Source organism: Pseudomonas sp. Pseusp9 (assembly GCF_059491265.1).
This window is the reverse complement of the sequence record NZ_CP168500.1, coordinates 1,240,002-1,254,449: the sequence shown is the minus strand read 5'-3', so window position 1 is coordinate 1,254,449 and position 14,448 is coordinate 1,240,002. Positions and strand designations below refer to the sequence as shown.

11 protein-coding genes and 2 tRNA genes are annotated in these 14,448 nt (G+C 60.3%); 10 read left to right on the top strand and 3 right to left on the bottom strand.

Translation table 11 applies throughout. The annotated features are described in order from the left end of the window. Window positions 1–11 precede the first annotated feature (11 nt). The gene (gene dinB, locus ACEN8E_RS05535; RefSeq protein ID WP_495591750.1) at window positions 12–1,073 is read right to left on the bottom strand and encodes a DNA polymerase IV; all 1,062 of its coding nucleotides are present in this window, start codon (window positions 1,071–1,073) and stop codon (window positions 12–14) included. 301 nt (window positions 1,074–1,374) lie between these two features. Between dinB and ACEN8E_RS05530 the strand changes: the two genes are divergently transcribed. The 4 genes from ACEN8E_RS05530 to ACEN8E_RS05515 all read left to right on the top strand — a co-directional run bounded on the left by ACEN8E_RS05530 (window position 1,375) and on the right by ACEN8E_RS05515 (window position 5,976). Further along, a tRNA-Met gene (locus tag ACEN8E_RS05530) sits at window positions 1,375–1,451 on the top strand. A 230-nt stretch (window positions 1,452–1,681) separates the two neighbouring features. After that, window positions 1,682–1,758: transfer RNA gene (locus ACEN8E_RS05525), tRNA-Met, on the top strand. Window positions 1,759–2,038: 280 nt separating this feature from the next. Continuing rightward, window positions 2,039–4,681 (top strand): bifunctional lysylphosphatidylglycerol flippase/synthetase MprF, encoded by a 2,643-nt coding sequence (gene mprF / locus ACEN8E_RS05520; RefSeq protein WP_495591749.1) that lies wholly within the window; start codon window positions 2,039–2,041, stop codon window positions 4,679–4,681. After that, window positions 4,681–5,976: a virulence factor family protein gene (locus ACEN8E_RS05515; protein WP_495591748.1), complete on the top strand. Its 1,296-nt coding sequence runs from the start codon at window positions 4,681–4,683 to the stop codon at window positions 5,974–5,976. Before mprF ends, ACEN8E_RS05515 begins: the two co-directional genes overlap by 1 nt. A 179-nt stretch (window positions 5,977–6,155) precedes the next feature. On the opposite strand, the gene ACEN8E_RS05510 is transcribed toward ACEN8E_RS05515, so the two are convergent. Further along, a complete protein-coding gene (locus ACEN8E_RS05510; RefSeq protein ID WP_495591747.1) occupies window positions 6,156–8,057 on the bottom strand; it encodes a potassium transporter Kup in 1,902 nt (633 codons plus the stop codon). A gap of 292 nt (window positions 8,058–8,349) precedes the next feature. On the opposite strand from ACEN8E_RS05510, the gene rimO reads away from it, so the two are divergent. From rimO to tsaA, 6 genes are all read left to right on the top strand, one after another. Continuing rightward, window positions 8,350–9,687 (top strand): 30S ribosomal protein S12 methylthiotransferase RimO, encoded by a 1,338-nt coding sequence (gene rimO / locus ACEN8E_RS05505; protein ID WP_007971167.1) that lies wholly within the window; start codon window positions 8,350–8,352, stop codon window positions 9,685–9,687. A gap of 112 nt (window positions 9,688–9,799) precedes the next feature. Further along, the gene (locus ACEN8E_RS05500) at window positions 9,800–10,273 is read left to right on the top strand and encodes a GNAT family N-acetyltransferase (protein ID WP_495591746.1); all 474 of its coding nucleotides are present in this window, start codon (window positions 9,800–9,802) and stop codon (window positions 10,271–10,273) included. A gap of 190 nt (window positions 10,274–10,463) precedes the next feature. Further along, entirely contained in the window at window positions 10,464–11,174 is a 711-nt protein-coding gene (locus ACEN8E_RS05495) for an rRNA pseudouridine synthase (RefSeq protein ID WP_495591745.1), read from the top strand. 76 nt (window positions 11,175–11,250) lie between these two features. Next, the gene (locus ACEN8E_RS05490) at window positions 11,251–11,721 is read left to right on the top strand and encodes a YehS family protein (protein ID WP_495591744.1); all 471 of its coding nucleotides are present in this window, start codon (window positions 11,251–11,253) and stop codon (window positions 11,719–11,721) included. A 127-nt stretch (window positions 11,722–11,848) separates the two neighbouring features. After that, the gene (locus ACEN8E_RS05485) at window positions 11,849–12,619 is read left to right on the top strand and encodes an SDR family oxidoreductase (protein WP_495591743.1); all 771 of its coding nucleotides are present in this window, start codon (window positions 11,849–11,851) and stop codon (window positions 12,617–12,619) included. Window positions 12,620–12,787: 168 nt separating this feature from the next. Then, window positions 12,788–13,483, top strand: coding sequence for a tRNA (N6-threonylcarbamoyladenosine(37)-N6)-methyltransferase TrmO (tsaA, locus tag ACEN8E_RS05480; protein ID WP_495591742.1), 696 nt, complete (start codon window positions 12,788–12,790; stop codon window positions 13,481–13,483). Between the two features lie 184 nt (window positions 13,484–13,667). Here the strand turns inward: tsaA and fpr are convergent, their stop codons facing one another. After that, window positions 13,668–14,447 carry a ferredoxin-NADP reductase gene (gene fpr, locus ACEN8E_RS05475; protein ID WP_003443014.1) on the bottom strand — a complete coding sequence of 260 codons (780 nt, stop codon included), beginning with the start codon at window positions 14,445–14,447 and terminating at the stop codon, window positions 13,668–13,670. Between the last annotated feature and the right edge of the window lies 1 nt (window position 14,448).

Sequence of the window (14,448 nt, the reverse complement as noted above, 5' to 3'; positions counted from 1 at the left end):
TCATCACCTGACTACCGCTCAAACAACTCCATCTGCTCGAACCCGCCCCGCAAGTCCTCCAGGCGCACCCCCACCCCCAACAGCCGCACCGGTTTACCGCCGCGATTGAAGGCCTGGGTCAGCATCAACTGATAACTTCCCAGATCCCGCCCTGCCCCGGCCTGCTCCAAAGTCGTCTGGGTGAAATCGTGGAACTTCACTTTGACGAATGGCTTGCCCGGACGATAACTGCTGTCGATCCGCGCCATGCGGCCGGCCAGGGTCTCCAGCAGCTCGGGCAACTTGTCCAGGCAACTCTTCAGGTCCGGCAGGTCAACGTCGTAGGTGTTTTCAACACTGATCGACTGACGGCGACTGTCGTTATGCACCACACGGTCATCGATCCCACGAGCCAGCCCCCAGAGCCGCTCGCCAAAGCTGCCGAACTCACGCACCAGCGCCAACTTGTCCCATTCGCGCAACTGCAGGCAATTGGAGATACCCAGCTTGCCGAGCTTGTCGGCGGTGACTTTGCCAACCCCGTGCAACTTGCTCACCGGTAAGCCACTGACAAAGTCATCGACCTGGTCCGGAGTAATGACGAACAGACCATTGGGTTTTTTCCAGTCACTGGCGATCTTCGCCAGAAACTTGTTCGGCGCCACACCCGCCGACACAGTGATATGCAACTGATTGGAGACCCGGCGCCGGATGTCCTGAGCGATTCGCGTCGCACTGCCCGCGAAATGCGCGCTGTCCGACACATCGAGGTACGCCTCATCGAGCGAAAGCGGCTCGATGATCTCGGTGTAATCGCGAAAGATCGTATGAATTTCCCTGGACGCTTCTCTATAGGCATCCATGCGTGGCTTGACGATGATCAGGTCCGGGCACAGTTTCAAGGCATGCCCGGAGGACATGGCCGAACGCACCCCGTACGCTCGCGCCTCATAGTTGCAGGTGGCGATCACCCCGCGCCGATCCGCCGACCCGCCCACCGCCAATGGCTTGCCGGCCAGGCGCGGGTCATCACGCATCTCAATGGCGGCGTAGAAACAATCACAATCGACGTGGATGATCTTTCGCTGAGTCATGGCAAAGCAGTGTTCATGGCAAGGAAAAGGCGTCTTGGTATGACGGATATGCAGTATCTCACCGACACCTGTATATAGCACCAGTAGTCTGAATGTTCTTTTCGACTCGTGGGAAACGTCGTTGCTGAATTTATTTTTTCAATCGAAAAAACACTCACGATAGAGCCGCAGGCCTTGCCCCACCTGCCTCACAGCCTGACAACCCCGCCCTTGCGCAAGCTAACCGATTGAAGCAAAACAGGTTTTATCCGAATTGAAGGTTGACACCCCGACGTATCTCTATAGAATGCAGCCACACAGACGCGGGATGGAGCAGTCTGGTAGCTCGTCGGGCTCATAACCCGAAGGTCGTCGGTTCAAATCCGGCTCCCGCAACCAAACATCAAAAAAGGCTACTCGAAAGAGTGGCCTTTTTTGTGCGCGCTTGTTTTACAACACCAGGCACCGAAACCAGCCAACTACTGAATCGAGCAGAAAGCAGAAATCGTTCTGATTCCGAAACTTAGGCCAAGGCTGCGACCGTTTGCCGCGATTCAACGTTTATTTGACCTGCTTCAGGATTAACGGTTGACACCCCGGCGTATCTCTATAGAATGCCGCCACACAGACGCGGGATGGAGCAGTCTGGTAGCTCGTCGGGCTCATAACCCGAAGGTCGTCGGTTCAAATCCGGCTCCCGCAACCAAACATCAAAAAAGGCTACTCGAAAGAGTGGCCTTTTTTGTATCTGTTGAAAAAGTCCTTTCGCAACAATGATCTGTCACTGTGTAGCAAGCCGTTTGGGGGATCACCCATGCGCCGGGTTCAGACTATGCTCTATCGCAGGCTGAAGCCTTCACGACCGATGTCGCGCCGTCCCCGCTGTCCGGTGATAGGCGTTAATATTTGTGATTATTTTTTTCTACAGGGATTGGTAACTTGGCTGGATACCCCCATCCTGTCGCGCACAATCCAAGAGGTGATTGATGCGCGCCAACTCGTCTGATTCACAAGACACTGTCACAGCGACACAACCGATCAAGGCTGAGCGTCTACGCCTGCTCGATCTGGTGAGCAAGTACCGTCAACCCATTGGCCTGGCGGTCACCCTGCTGTTGTTCGCGATCGCGCTGATTGCCTGTCGCCACCTGTTGAGCGAACTCGACCTTTACGCGCTGCACGATTCGATCCTCGAAGTTCCACAACCTGCCTTGATGGGCGCCTTGGCCGCAACGGTGGTGGGTTTCATCATTCTGCTCGGCTATGAATGGTCCGCCAGCCGCTATGCCGGCGTGAGCCTGGCGCCGCGCACGCTGGCAATGGGCGGCTTCACGGCCTTTGCCATCGGCAACGCCATCGGTCTTTCAATGCTGTCTGGCGGTTCGGTACGCTATCGCCTCTATGCCCGTCATGGTGTCGGAGCGGCTGAAGTCGCCCGCATGACACTGTTCGCCAGCCTCTCGCTGGGTTGCGCCCTGCCGCCGCTGGCCGCCCTGGCGACACTCAGCGACCTGCCGGCCGCGTCCACCGCCCTGGGGCTCTCCGAGACGTTGCTGGGCGTGGTGGCAAGCGCCGTGCTCGTGCTGTTTTCGGTGCTAACCATCGGCATCTACCGTCGTCGGCTGCCGGAACAGCCTTATCCTGATAATCTGCTGGTCAAGGTCGGGCGCCGCACCTTGCGCTTGCCCGGGAGCCGCCTGACGTTCCTGCAATTGATCATCACCGCCCTGGACGTAGCCGCCGCCGCGACCGTGCTCTACCTGTTGCTGCCGGAAACGCCGCCCTTCGGTGCGTTCCTTCTGGTTTACCTGCTGGCCCTGGCCGCCGGCGTGCTCAGCCATGTGCCGGGCGGCGTCGGGGTGTTCGAGGCGATCTTGCTGGCGGCGTTTTCCGACACCCTGGGTGCTGCGCCACTGGCGGCCGCCCTGCTGCTTTATCGCTTGATCTATGTGGTCCTGCCCTTGCTGGTGGCCTGCCTGCTGTTGCTGATCAACGAAGGTCAGCGCCTGTTCCAGACACGCCAGACACTGCGCGCGGCCTCAGGCCTGGCCGCTCCGATTCTGGCGGTGCTGGTATTCCTGTCCGGTGTCGTCCTGCTGTTCTCCGGGGCCACCCCGGAAATCGATACCCGCCTGGAACACATCGGTTTTCTGATCCCCCATCGACTGGTCGACGCTTCGCACTTTGGCGCCAGTCTGGTTGGCGTTCTTTGTCTGTTGCTGGCCCAGGGGCTGCGTCGCCGGCTGTCGGCTGCGTGGATGCTGACCACCATTCTGTTGCTGGTCGGCGCCCTGCTCTCACTGCTCAAAGGCTTCGACTGGGAAGAAGCCAGCCTGATGGTGCTGACGGCGAGCTTGCTCGGGGTATTCCGCCGCTCGTTCTATCGCCCCAGCCGCCTGACCGAAGTACCGTTCTCGCCGCTGTACCTGGTAGCCAGCCTGTGCGTGCTCGGTGCGTCGATCTGGTTGCTGCTGTTCGCCTACCAGGACGTTCCGTACAGCCACCAGCTCTGGTGGCAGTTCACTCTGGACGCCGATGCCCCTCGCGGCCTGCGTTCGCTGCTCGGGGCTGCCGTGCTGCTGGTGGTGGTGTCGCTGACCTGGTTGCTGCGCACCGCGCGTCCGGTCATTCACTTGCCGACGTCCGAGGAACTCGAGCGCGCCAGCAAGATCCTCATGGCATCGGCCCAACCGGATGGCGGCCTGGCCCTGACCGGCGACAAGGCGCTGCTGTTCCACCCCAATGACGAAGCGTTCCTGATGTACGCCCGTCGTGGCCGCAGCCTGGTGGCGCTGTATGACCCTATCGGCCCGGGCCAGCAACGGGCGGAAATGATCTGGCAGTTCCGCGACCTGTGCGACATCCACCACGCCCGCCCCGTGTTCTATCAGGTGCGCGCAGAAAACCTGCCCTACTACATGGACATCGGTCTGACCGCGATCAAGCTCGGCGAAGAAGCCCGGGTCGATCTCAAGCGGTTTGATCTCGAAGCCAAGGGCAAGGAGATGAAGGACCTGCGCTACACTTGGAACCGCGGCACCCGCGACGGTTTGTCGCTGGAAATCTTTGAGCCGGGCCACGCGCCGATGGATGAGCTCAAGGTGATTTCCGATGCCTGGCTGACCGGCAAGAACGTCCGGGAGAAAGGTTTTTCGCTGGGTCGCTTCAGCGATGACTACCTCAAGTATTTCCGCATCGCGGTGATTCGTTTCGAAGGACGCCCGGTCGCGTTCGCCAACTTGCTCGAGACCTACGGCCACGACCTGGCCAGCCTCGACCTGATGCGCGCGCATCCGGATGCCCCGAAGCTGACCATGGAGTTCATGATGGTCGGCCTGATCCAGCATTATAAAAATCATGGATACGCGCGTTTCAGCCTGGGCATGGTGCCGTTGTCGGGATTGCAACCCCGTCGCGGCGCCCCCTTGACCCAGCGCCTGGGCTCGATGGTATTCCGCCGTGGTGAGCAGCTGTACAACTTCCAAGGCTTGCGCCGCTTCAAAGACAAGTTCCAGCCTGATTGGGAACCCCGCTATATGGCCGTGCCCGCCGGACTCGATCCGCTGGTTGCGCTGGCCGACACTGCTGCCCTGATCGCGGGCGGCTTGACCGGATTGGTGAAACGCTGATGATTCAACGCTCCTTGCGGTATGTATTGGGCACACTGGTAATAGTGGCCCTGATTCTCGGTGGCGGTTACTGGTACCTGAAACGCCCGGCACCGGAACCGACCCTCGAATTGCTTAGCCCGGCCGATGGTGCGGCGATGACCCGTATCATCCCCGGCACTACGCCTCGCGCCCAGGTGCTGGTGGCGGTCAACGAAGACCAGAAACTCAGCGACAAGCAGTTGATGACCCTGAGCCGCAGTGGCTCGGCGCAAATCGTCCAGGTGATCCTGCCTAAGGACTGCCTGCTGCAAAGCCGCGCCCTGCAATCGGGCCTCAGAGAACTCAAAGGCCCGGCGACCCTGGTCAGCGGTATCGGCCCGGGTGCCGTGCTGGCCTGGCGCTGGTTGTCCGAGCAGAAGAATGACCAGGCCCAGGCCGTCTCGGTCGACCTGGCCCTGGAAAAGGGCGGCTGCACTCACCTGCTGCCAAAAAGCGCTGCCCACGGTCACTGGCTGGTCGCGTGGAACGACAACCCGGACGACACCAGTGCCGGCTTCGTGCGTGATCAACCGAACGCCGAAACCAGCATCAGCGACTACGACATCAACCTGCCGCAAGTGCTGAACAACGAACTGCGTAAAATCCTCGTCGGTGGCGACAAGGCCGCTGGCGGCCTGCAGATCCCGGTGGTCGAAGTGCCAGCCGGTCAGGCCAGGGACACCGTGACCCTGTTCCTGTCCGGTGACGGCGGCTGGCGCGATCTCGACCGCGATGTGGCGGGCGAGATGGCCAAGATCGGCTACCCGGTAGTCGGCATCGATACCCTGCGCTACTACTGGCAGCACAAGAGCCCGGAGCAAAGCGCGCTGGACCTGGCTGAACTGATGCAGCACTACCGGCAAAAATGGGGCACCAAGCGCTTCATCCTCACCGGTTACTCGTTCGGCGCCGATGTCCTGCCGGCGATCTACAACCGCCTGGCCGAGTCCGAGCAGCAACGCGTCGACGCGATCATCCTGCTGGCCTTTGCCCGTACCGGCAGCTTCGAGATCGAAGTCGAAGGCTGGCTGGGCAACGCCGGTAAAGAAGCCGCCACCGGCCCGGAAATGGCCAAGCTGCCAGCCGCCAAAGTGGTGTGCATCTACGGTGAAGAAGAAACCGACGAGAGCGGCTGCACCGACAAGACGGCGGTAGGCGAAGCCATCAAATTGCCAGGCGGCCACCACTTCGACGAGAACTACCCGGCCCTGGCCAAGCGCCTGGTGGATGTGATCGAGAAGCGTCAGCCTAAGGAAACGGCTGCTACAGAGTGATCTGAGCCAGCCGAAAAAAGCCCCCGCCATCTCACGATAGCGGGGGCTTTTTCATTCAACGCCACAAATCCCTGTAGGAGCGAGCCTGCTCGCGATGGTCTTCAACGATAACGCTGAACACCTGACACCCAGTGGTGATCTCAGGTTCATCGCGAGCAAGCTCGCTCCTACAGGAAGCCTTACATCTCCACCTGAGTACCCAGCTCAATCACCCGGTTCAGCGGCAGATTGAAGAAACGCAGGTTGCCGTTGGCGTTCTGCAACATGAACGCAAACAGTGCCTCACGCCAGCGCGACATGCCTTCGAGCTTGGAGGCGATGACCGTTTCACGGCTGAGGAAGTACGTGGTGCGCATCGGGCTGAAGTTCAGTTCATCGAGATGACACAGCTTCAACGCCTGCGGCACGTCCGGTTCGTCGATGAAGCCGAAATGCAGGATCACCCGGAAGAAACCTTCGCCGTAGGCATCGACCTCGAACCGTCGTGATGGCGGCACCCGCGGGATGTCTTCGTAGACGACTGTCAGCAGCACCACTTGCTCGTGCAGCACCTGGTTATGCAGCAAGTTGTGCAACAGCGCGTGGGGCACGGCATCCGGTCGCGCGGTGAGGAACACGGCGGTGCCCTGAACACGATGGGGTGGTTGCACGGCGATGCTGCTGATGAAGATCGGCAGCGGCAACCCACCCTCATCGATACGCTCCACCAGCAACTGCTTGCCGCGTTTCCAGGTGGTCATCAGCACAAACAGGGCGAAACCGGCGATCACCGGAAATGCACCGCCCTGAACGATTTTCGGCACGTTGGCGGCGAAGTACACACCGTCTACCAACAGGAAACCCAACAGGATCGGAACCACAAGCACCGGTGGCCATTTCCACAGCAGCAGGATCACCGCGGACACCAGGATGCTGGTCATCAGCATGGTCCCGGTCACGGCCACACCGTAAGCCGAGGCCAGGGCTCCGGAGGATTCGAAACCCAGCACCAACAGCACCACGCCGACCATCAGCGCCCAGTTCACCGCGCCGATGTAGATCTGGCCCTGCTCGGCACTGGAGGTGTGCCGGATGTGCATGCGCGGAATGTAACCGAGCTGGATCGCCTGACGGGTCAGGGAGAATGCTCCGGAAATCACCGCTTGCGAGGCAATCACCGTGGCCAGGGTCGACAGGCCGACCAGCGGGATCAATGCCCAGCTGGGTGCCAGCAGATAGAACGGGTTGCGCGCGGCTTCCGGATCACCCAGTAACAATGCGCCCTGGCCGAAGTAATTCAGCACCAGCGCCGGCAGCACCAGGATGAACCACGCACGGGCAATCGGCTTGCGGCCAAAGTGGCCCATGTCCGCATACAGCGCTTCGGCACCGGTCAGTGCGAGTACAACGGCGCCGAGAATCGACACGCCCATGCCCGGATGGACGATGAAGAACCGTACACCCCATACCGGGTTCATTGCTTGCAGGACTTCCGGATGCTGGCTGATGCCATAGACGCCCAGTGCCCCCAGTACGAGGAACCAGGTAACCATGATCGGTCCGAACAGAATGCCGATCCGCGCAGTACCATGGCTCTGGATCAGAAACAGCGCGACCAGCACCACCAGTGATATCGGCACTACCCAGTGGTCGATGCCCTCGAACGCCAGGCCCAGGCCTTCTATCGCCGACAGTACGGAAATGGCCGGGGTAATCATGCTGTCGCCATAAAACAGCGCCGCACCGATCAACCCGCAAACCACCAGCAACGTGCGCAACTTCGCGTGGCCCGCCGCCGCCCGCCGCGCCAGCGCGGTCAAGGCCATGATCCCGCCCTCGCCCTGGTTGTCGGCGCGCAGTACAAACATCATGTACTTGATCGACACGACCCAGATCAGCGACCAGAAAATGAGTGCCAGTATCCCCAGCACCCCGTCGTGGTTGACCGGCACGCCATAGCCTCCGGAAAACACTTCTTTAAGGGTGTACAACGGACTGGTGCCGATATCGCCATAAACCACCCCGACTGCCGCGACCAGCATGCCGATCGGCTTGACCGCCGAATGCTCGGCGCCCGCAGTCTGACTACTTGCCTGACCCATCCACCACTCCTACTACCCAGACTCGGGCTTCTTTGAAAGAAGCACTATGCTTTGTCGTGCAGCATGCGCTGTTTTACTTCACGTTACAGACGTTTTATTGACTGTAAAAAAACAGTAAAGCGTAACGGCGCGAAGCATAGCGCAGCACTCGTCGTATTTCCCTGCATAAAGCTGGTCAAGTGCGCTTACCATCGCTAGAATTGCGCACTTTTTGATCAGAGGCGCCAAATAAGCGCCCGTCCGTCGTCTTGCCGCACTCGGCACGAGGCGTCACAAAACACCGAGGTTAGACATGTCCACCACTCCTGCGTCAGCCAATCCAAAGGTTGGCTTCGTATCCCTGGGCTGCCCCAAAGCACTGGTCGACTCCGAGCGCATCCTTACCCAGCTGCGCATGGAAGGCTATGACGTCGTGTCCACCTACCAGGACGCCGACGTCGTGGTGGTTAACACCTGCGGCTTCATCGATTCGGCCAAGGCCGAGTCCCTGGAAGTGATCGGCGAAGCCATCAAGGAAAACGGCAAGGTCATCGTGACCGGCTGCATGGGCGTCGAAGAAGGCAACATCCGCGACGTACACCCGAGCGTGCTGGCCGTGACCGGTCCGCAGCAGTACGAGCAAGTGGTCAATGCCGTGCACGAAGTCGTGCCGCCACGCCAGGATCACAACCCGCTGATCGACCTGGTGCCGCCACAAGGCATCAAGCTGACTCCGCGCCACTACGCCTACCTGAAGATTTCCGAAGGCTGCAACCACAGCTGCAGCTTCTGCATCATCCCGTCGATGCGCGGCAAGCTGGTCAGCCGTCCGGTGGGCGACGTACTCGACGAGGCCCAGCGCCTGGTCAAGTCCGGCGTCAAAGAGCTTCTGGTGATCTCCCAGGACACCAGCGCCTACGGCGTCGACGTGAAATACCGCACCGGTTTCTGGAACGGCGCGCCGGTGAAAACCCGCATGACCGAACTTTGCGAAGCCCTGAGCACCCTTGGCGTCTGGGTTCGCCTGCACTACGTTTACCCGTACCCGCACGTTGACGAGCTGATCCCACTGATGGCCGCCGGCAAGATCCTGCCGTACCTGGACATCCCGTTCCAGCACGCCAGCCCGAAAGTGCTGAAGTCGATGAAACGCCCGGCCTTCGAAGACAAGACCCTGGCGCGCATCAAGAACTGGCGCGAAATCTGCCCGGACCTGATCATCCGTTCGACCTTCATCGTCGGCTTCCCTGGCGAAACCGAAGAAGACTTCCAGTACCTGCTGAACTGGCTGACCGAAGCCCAGCTCGACCGCGTCGGCTGCTTCCAGTACTCGCCGGTAGAAGGTGCACCGGCCAATGACCTGGACCTGGAAGTCGTCCCGGACGACGTCAAGCAGGACCGTTGGGAGCGCTTCATGGCGCACCAGCAGGCCATCAGCTCGGCGCGCCTGCAAATGCGCATCGGCCGCGAGATCGAAGTGCTGGTCGACGAAGTCGACGAGCAGGGTGCGGTGGGTCGCTGCTTCTTTGACGCCCCGGAAATCGACGGTAACGTATTCATCGACAACGGCAGCAACCTCAAGCCGGGCGACAAGGTCTGGTGCAAGGTGACCGACGCCGACGAATACGACCTGTGGGCTGAACAGATCTAAACGCAAAAAATACGCAAAGCCCCGCTCTCATGACGAGATGCGGGGCTTTTTTACGGCTATCGTTTGAGATTGAACGGACTCACATCACTCACGCATCAGGGGGCAGACAGGCATGCGTCAGCATTCGGTCATCCAAACGCCGAAATTCAGCGACTACGAAGAATTGACCCGGGTCTGGGAGGCCTCGGTACGCGCCACCCACGACTTTCTGCCCGACAGCTACATCGAACTGCTGAAGAACCTGGTGTTGACCCGTTATCTCGATGCGGTGATGTTGATCTGCACCAAGGATTCTAACCAACGTATCACCGGGTTCGCTGGCGTCGCGGCCGGCAAGGTCGAAATGCTCTTCATCGACCCTGACCACCGGGGCCAGGGCCTGGGTAAAAAATTGTTGCGCTATGCCCTGGAGCACCTGAACGCCGACGAACTGGACGTCAACGAACAGAACCCGCAAGCCCTCGGCTTTTACTTCAAGCAAGGTTTCGAGGTCATCGGTCGCTCGGAAGTCGATGGCATGGGCCAGCCGTATCCGTTGCTGCACATGCGTTTGCGCCAAAACCAGAAGCTTTCACAACAGGGCTGACACACTACAGATCAACTGTGGGAGCGAGCCTGCTCGCGAAGGCGGAGTGTCAGTCGCCATCAATGCTCGCTGGCCCACCGCTTTCGCGAGCGGGCTCGCTCCCACTAAAAGCCCCTGCGGCAAAATGGTTCCGGGATTAACCGGCGCCAGGCAGGTACAATGCCTACCCCCTTTTTGTTACGGCCCTGACATGACTGACCCGATTCGTCTCTCCAAACGCCTCATCGAACTCGTCGGCTGTTCCCGTCGGGAGGCTGAGCTGTTCATCGAGGGCGGCTGGGTCACCGTCGACGGCGAGGTCATCGACGAACCGCAATTCAAGGTCGGCACCCAGAAAGTCGAGCTTGATCCAGAAGCCAAGGCCACTGCGCCGGAACCGGTGACCCTGCTGCTCAATGTGCCCGCCGGCATGGACGCGGACACCGCCATGGCCACCCTCAGTGCCGAGACCCTGAGCGAAGAACACCGCTATGGCAAGCGCCCTTTGCGCGGGCACTTCCTGCGACTGACCGCCAGCACCGACCTGCAGGCCAACGCCAGCGGTCTGCTGGTGTTCACCCAGGACTGGAAAATCCTGCGCAAACTCACCGCCGACTCCAGCAAGATCGAGCAGGAGTATGTGGTCGAGGTTGAAGGCGAGATGGTGGCTCACGGCCTCAACCGCCTGAATCACGGCCTGACCTACAAGGGCAAGGAGTTGCCGGCGGTCAAGGCCAGCTGGCAGAACGAAAACCGCCTGCGCTTTGCCATGAAGAACCCGCAACCGGGCATCATCGCCCAGCTGTGCCAGGCCGTCGGCCTGAAGGTCGTCGCCATCCGCCGCATCCGCATCGGCGGCGTGTCCATCGGCAAAGTGCCCGTGGGGCAATGGCGCTACTTGTCCGGCAAAGAGAAGTTCTAAGGCTTCCCGCGCCGCCACACCTTTCGGTGCTGCTGTTTTCGGCGGCGCCCATAGCTGAATTATCAGGACTGCACACATGATTCATAACGACGTACTGCGCAGCGTGCGCTACATGCTCGACATCAGCGACAAGAAAGTCATCGAGATCATCAAGCTCGGCGGCCAGGACGTGGCGCTGCCGGACCTGGTGACCTACCTCGACAAGAAAGAGGAAGACGAGGAAGGTTTCGTACGCTGCCCGGACGAAGTCATGGCACATTTCCTCGACGGCCTGGTGATCTTCAAGCGCGGCAAGGACGAAAGCCGTCCGCCGCAGCCGATCGAAGTGCCCGTGACCAACAACATCATCCTGAAAAAGCTGCGGGTGGCGTTCGAGCTCAAAGAAGACGACATGCACGCGATCCTCAAGGCCGCCGAGTTCCCGGTGTCCAAGCCTGAGCTGAGCGCGCTGTTCCGCAAGTTCGGCCACACCAACTATCGCCCGTGCGGCGACCAGTTGCTGCGCAACTTCCTCAAGGGGCTGACCCTGCGAGTGCGCCCGCAGTAAACCGTTCCCTGTAGGAGCGAGCTCGCTCCTACAGGGCCGAATGGCCTTCCATTCCGCGTAAAAATAGTGGCTCCGCTTCTGGCGGCTGACGACTAGGGTGTAAAGACCTCAGTTCTCAGGATTCGCCATGCATCCCTACTTTTCCCTGCAAGGCCGCACCGCCCTGGTGACCGGCGGCACCCGTGGTATCGGCAAAATGATCGCCAAGGCCTACGTCGAGGCGGGCGCCACCGTGTACATCTGCGCCCGCGACGCCGAAGCCTGTCAGCAAACCGCCGACGAACTCGCAGCGCCTGGACGCTGCCACGCCATGGCGGCCAACCTCGCCACCGAAGAGGGCGTCCTGCAACTGGCCACACGCCTGGGCGAGCAGATCACCCATCTGGACATTCTGGTGAACAATGCCGGCACCACCTGGGGTGCACCGCTGGAGAACTACCCGATCAAGGGCTGGGAAAAAGTCATGCAGCTCAACGTGACGTCGGTATTCAACTGTATCCAGCAATTCCTGCCCCTGCTGCGCAAGGCCGGCTCGGCGCAGAATCCCGCGCGGATCATCAACATTGGCTCAGTGGCAGGGATATCATCCTTCGGCGAACAGGCGTATGCCTACGGGCCGAGCAAGGCTGCGCTGCATCAACTGTCGAGGATTCTGGCGCGCGAACTGGTGAGCCAGCACATCAACGTCAATGTGATCGCCCCCGGGCGCTTTCCGAGCAAGATGACCCAGCACATTGGCAATGATGAACTGGCATTGGCGCAGGATTCTGCACTGATCCCGATGAAGCGTTGGGGTCGCGAAGAAGAGATGGCGGCGCTGGCGATCAGTCTGGCGAGTACTGCCGGAGCTTATATGACCGGGAATATCATTCCGCTGGATGGTGGGTTCAGTCTCTAAGATTAGCGGTGCGGCCTTCGCGAGCAGGCTCGCTCCCACTGGGGACTTTGGACTTCACACAACCTGTGTGGGAGCGAGCCTGCTCGCGAAGACGGCCTCACAGACAACAACGATCTTGTTGTGGGTCGGGTTATCATGCCCGCCTCCATCCCGCCTCGACCTCTAACCATGACCTACAGCGTTTCCCCCATCGGCTTCGTGCGCTCCTGCTTCAAGGAGAAGTTCGCCATTCCGCGCCAACCGCAACTGGCCCCGGCCGCCCGCGGGGTGCTGGAACTGGTGGCACCGTTCGATCAAGGGGACGCGGTGCAAGGTCTGGAGCAGGTCAGCCACGTGTGGCTGCTGTTTCTATTCCATCAGGCCCTGGAGGAAAAGCCTCGCTTGAAGGTCCGCCCTCCTCGCCTTGGCGGCAACAAATCCATGGGCGTGTTTGCCACCCGCGCAACCCATCGCCCCAATGGCATCGGGCAGTCAGTGGTGAAACTGGACAAGGTCGAAGCCAACCGCTTGTGGATCTCGGGTATCGATCTGCTCGATGGCACGCCGGTTCTCGACATCAAACCCTACGTACCCTACGCGGACATCATCGATACAGCCGCCAACAGTATCGCCAGCGCCGCGCCGCAGTTGATTCCCGTGCAGTGGGCGGACTCGGCGTTGCAACAGGCTCACGGACACGCTCAGCGCCTTGAAGAGCCCTTGGTGGAGCTAATCGAGCAGTGTTTGGCGCAGGATCCACGCCCGGCCTATCAAACGCCTGCACCCGAGCGCGAATATGGCGCGCAGTTCTGGGATCTGGATGTGCGTTGGCACTACCCGGAAACAAACGTGATCCGGGTCCTGGAAGTTATCCCGGTTAAATAAACCCGGAAACGAAAAAGCCCGCATGCCTTCTCAGGTCATGCGGGCTTTTCAGATGCACTGCAAATCTTCTTCTGTAGGAGCGAGCATGCTCGCGATGAGTTTGAAAACGCCGCGGGGCGCCAGGCTTCCCGAGTTATCGTTAACGACCATCGCGAGCTAGCTCGCTCCTACAGGTGACCTGCGGTCACTTCTCGACGAAGGCACGCTCGATCAGGTAATCACCCGGCTCGCGCATCCGCGGCGAAACCTTCAGGCCGAAGCTGTTCAGCACTTCGCTGGTCTCGTCGAGCATGCTCGGGCTGCCGCACAACATGGCGCGGTCGTCCTGCGGGTTGATCGGTGGCAGACCGATGTCGCTGAACAGCTTGCCGCTGCGCATCAGGTCGGTCAGGCGACCTTCGTTCTCGAACGGCTCGCGGGTCACGGTCGGGTAGTAGATCAACTTGTCACGCAGCGCTTCGCCGAAGAATTCGTTCTGCGGCAGGTGCTCGGTGATGAACTCGCGGTAAGCGACTTCGTTGACGTAGCGCACGCCGTGGCACAGGATCACTTTTTCGAAACGCTCGTAGGTTTCCGGGTCCTGGATGACGCTCATGAACGGCGCCAGACCGGTACCGGTGCTGAGCAGGTACAAATGTTTGCCAGGCTTCAAGTCATCCAGTACCAGCGTGCCGGTAGGCTTCTTGCTGATGATGATCTCGTCGCCTTCCTTCAAATGCTGCAACTGCGAAGTCAGCGGACCATCAGGCACCTTGATGCTGAAGAACTCGAGATGCTCTTCCCAGTTCGGGCTGGCAATCGAGTAAGCGCGCATAAGCGGGCGGCCATTTGGCTGTTGCAGGCCGATCATCACGAACTGACCGTTCTCGAAGCGCAGGCCCGGATCACGGGTGCACTTGAAGCTGAACAGAGTGTCGTTCCAGTGATGAACACTGAGGACACGCTCGTGGTTCATGTTGCTCATG

What these genes read in the sequence shown, in the direction of transcription:
- mprF (WP_495591749.1), top strand. Translation starts at nt 2,039, where the DNA reads ATGCGCGCCAACTCGTCTGATTCACAAGACACTGTCACAGCGACACAA.
- ACEN8E_RS05510 (WP_495591747.1), bottom strand. Translation starts at nt 8,057, where the DNA reads ATGGGTCAGGCAAGTAGTCAGACTGCGGGCGCCGAGCATTCGGCGGTC.
- ACEN8E_RS05515 (WP_495591748.1), top strand. Translation starts at nt 4,681, where the DNA reads ATGATTCAACGCTCCTTGCGGTATGTATTGGGCACACTGGTAATAGTG.
- ACEN8E_RS05500 (WP_495591746.1), top strand. Translation starts at nt 9,800, where the DNA reads ATGCGTCAGCATTCGGTCATCCAAACGCCGAAATTCAGCGACTACGAA.
- rimO (WP_007971167.1), top strand. Translation starts at nt 8,350, where the DNA reads ATGTCCACCACTCCTGCGTCAGCCAATCCAAAGGTTGGCTTCGTATCC.
- ACEN8E_RS05495 (WP_495591745.1), top strand. Translation starts at nt 10,464, where the DNA reads ATGACTGACCCGATTCGTCTCTCCAAACGCCTCATCGAACTCGTCGGC.
- fpr (WP_003443014.1), bottom strand. Translation starts at nt 14,447, where the DNA reads ATGAGCAACATGAACCACGAGCGTGTCCTCAGTGTTCATCACTGGAAC.
- tsaA (WP_495591742.1), top strand. Translation starts at nt 12,788, where the DNA reads ATGACCTACAGCGTTTCCCCCATCGGCTTCGTGCGCTCCTGCTTCAAG.
- ACEN8E_RS05485 (WP_495591743.1), top strand. Translation starts at nt 11,849, where the DNA reads ATGCATCCCTACTTTTCCCTGCAAGGCCGCACCGCCCTGGTGACCGGC.
- ACEN8E_RS05490 (WP_495591744.1), top strand. Translation starts at nt 11,251, where the DNA reads ATGATTCATAACGACGTACTGCGCAGCGTGCGCTACATGCTCGACATC.
- dinB (WP_495591750.1), bottom strand. Translation starts at nt 1,073, where the DNA reads ATGACTCAGCGAAAGATCATCCACGTCGATTGTGATTGTTTCTACGCC.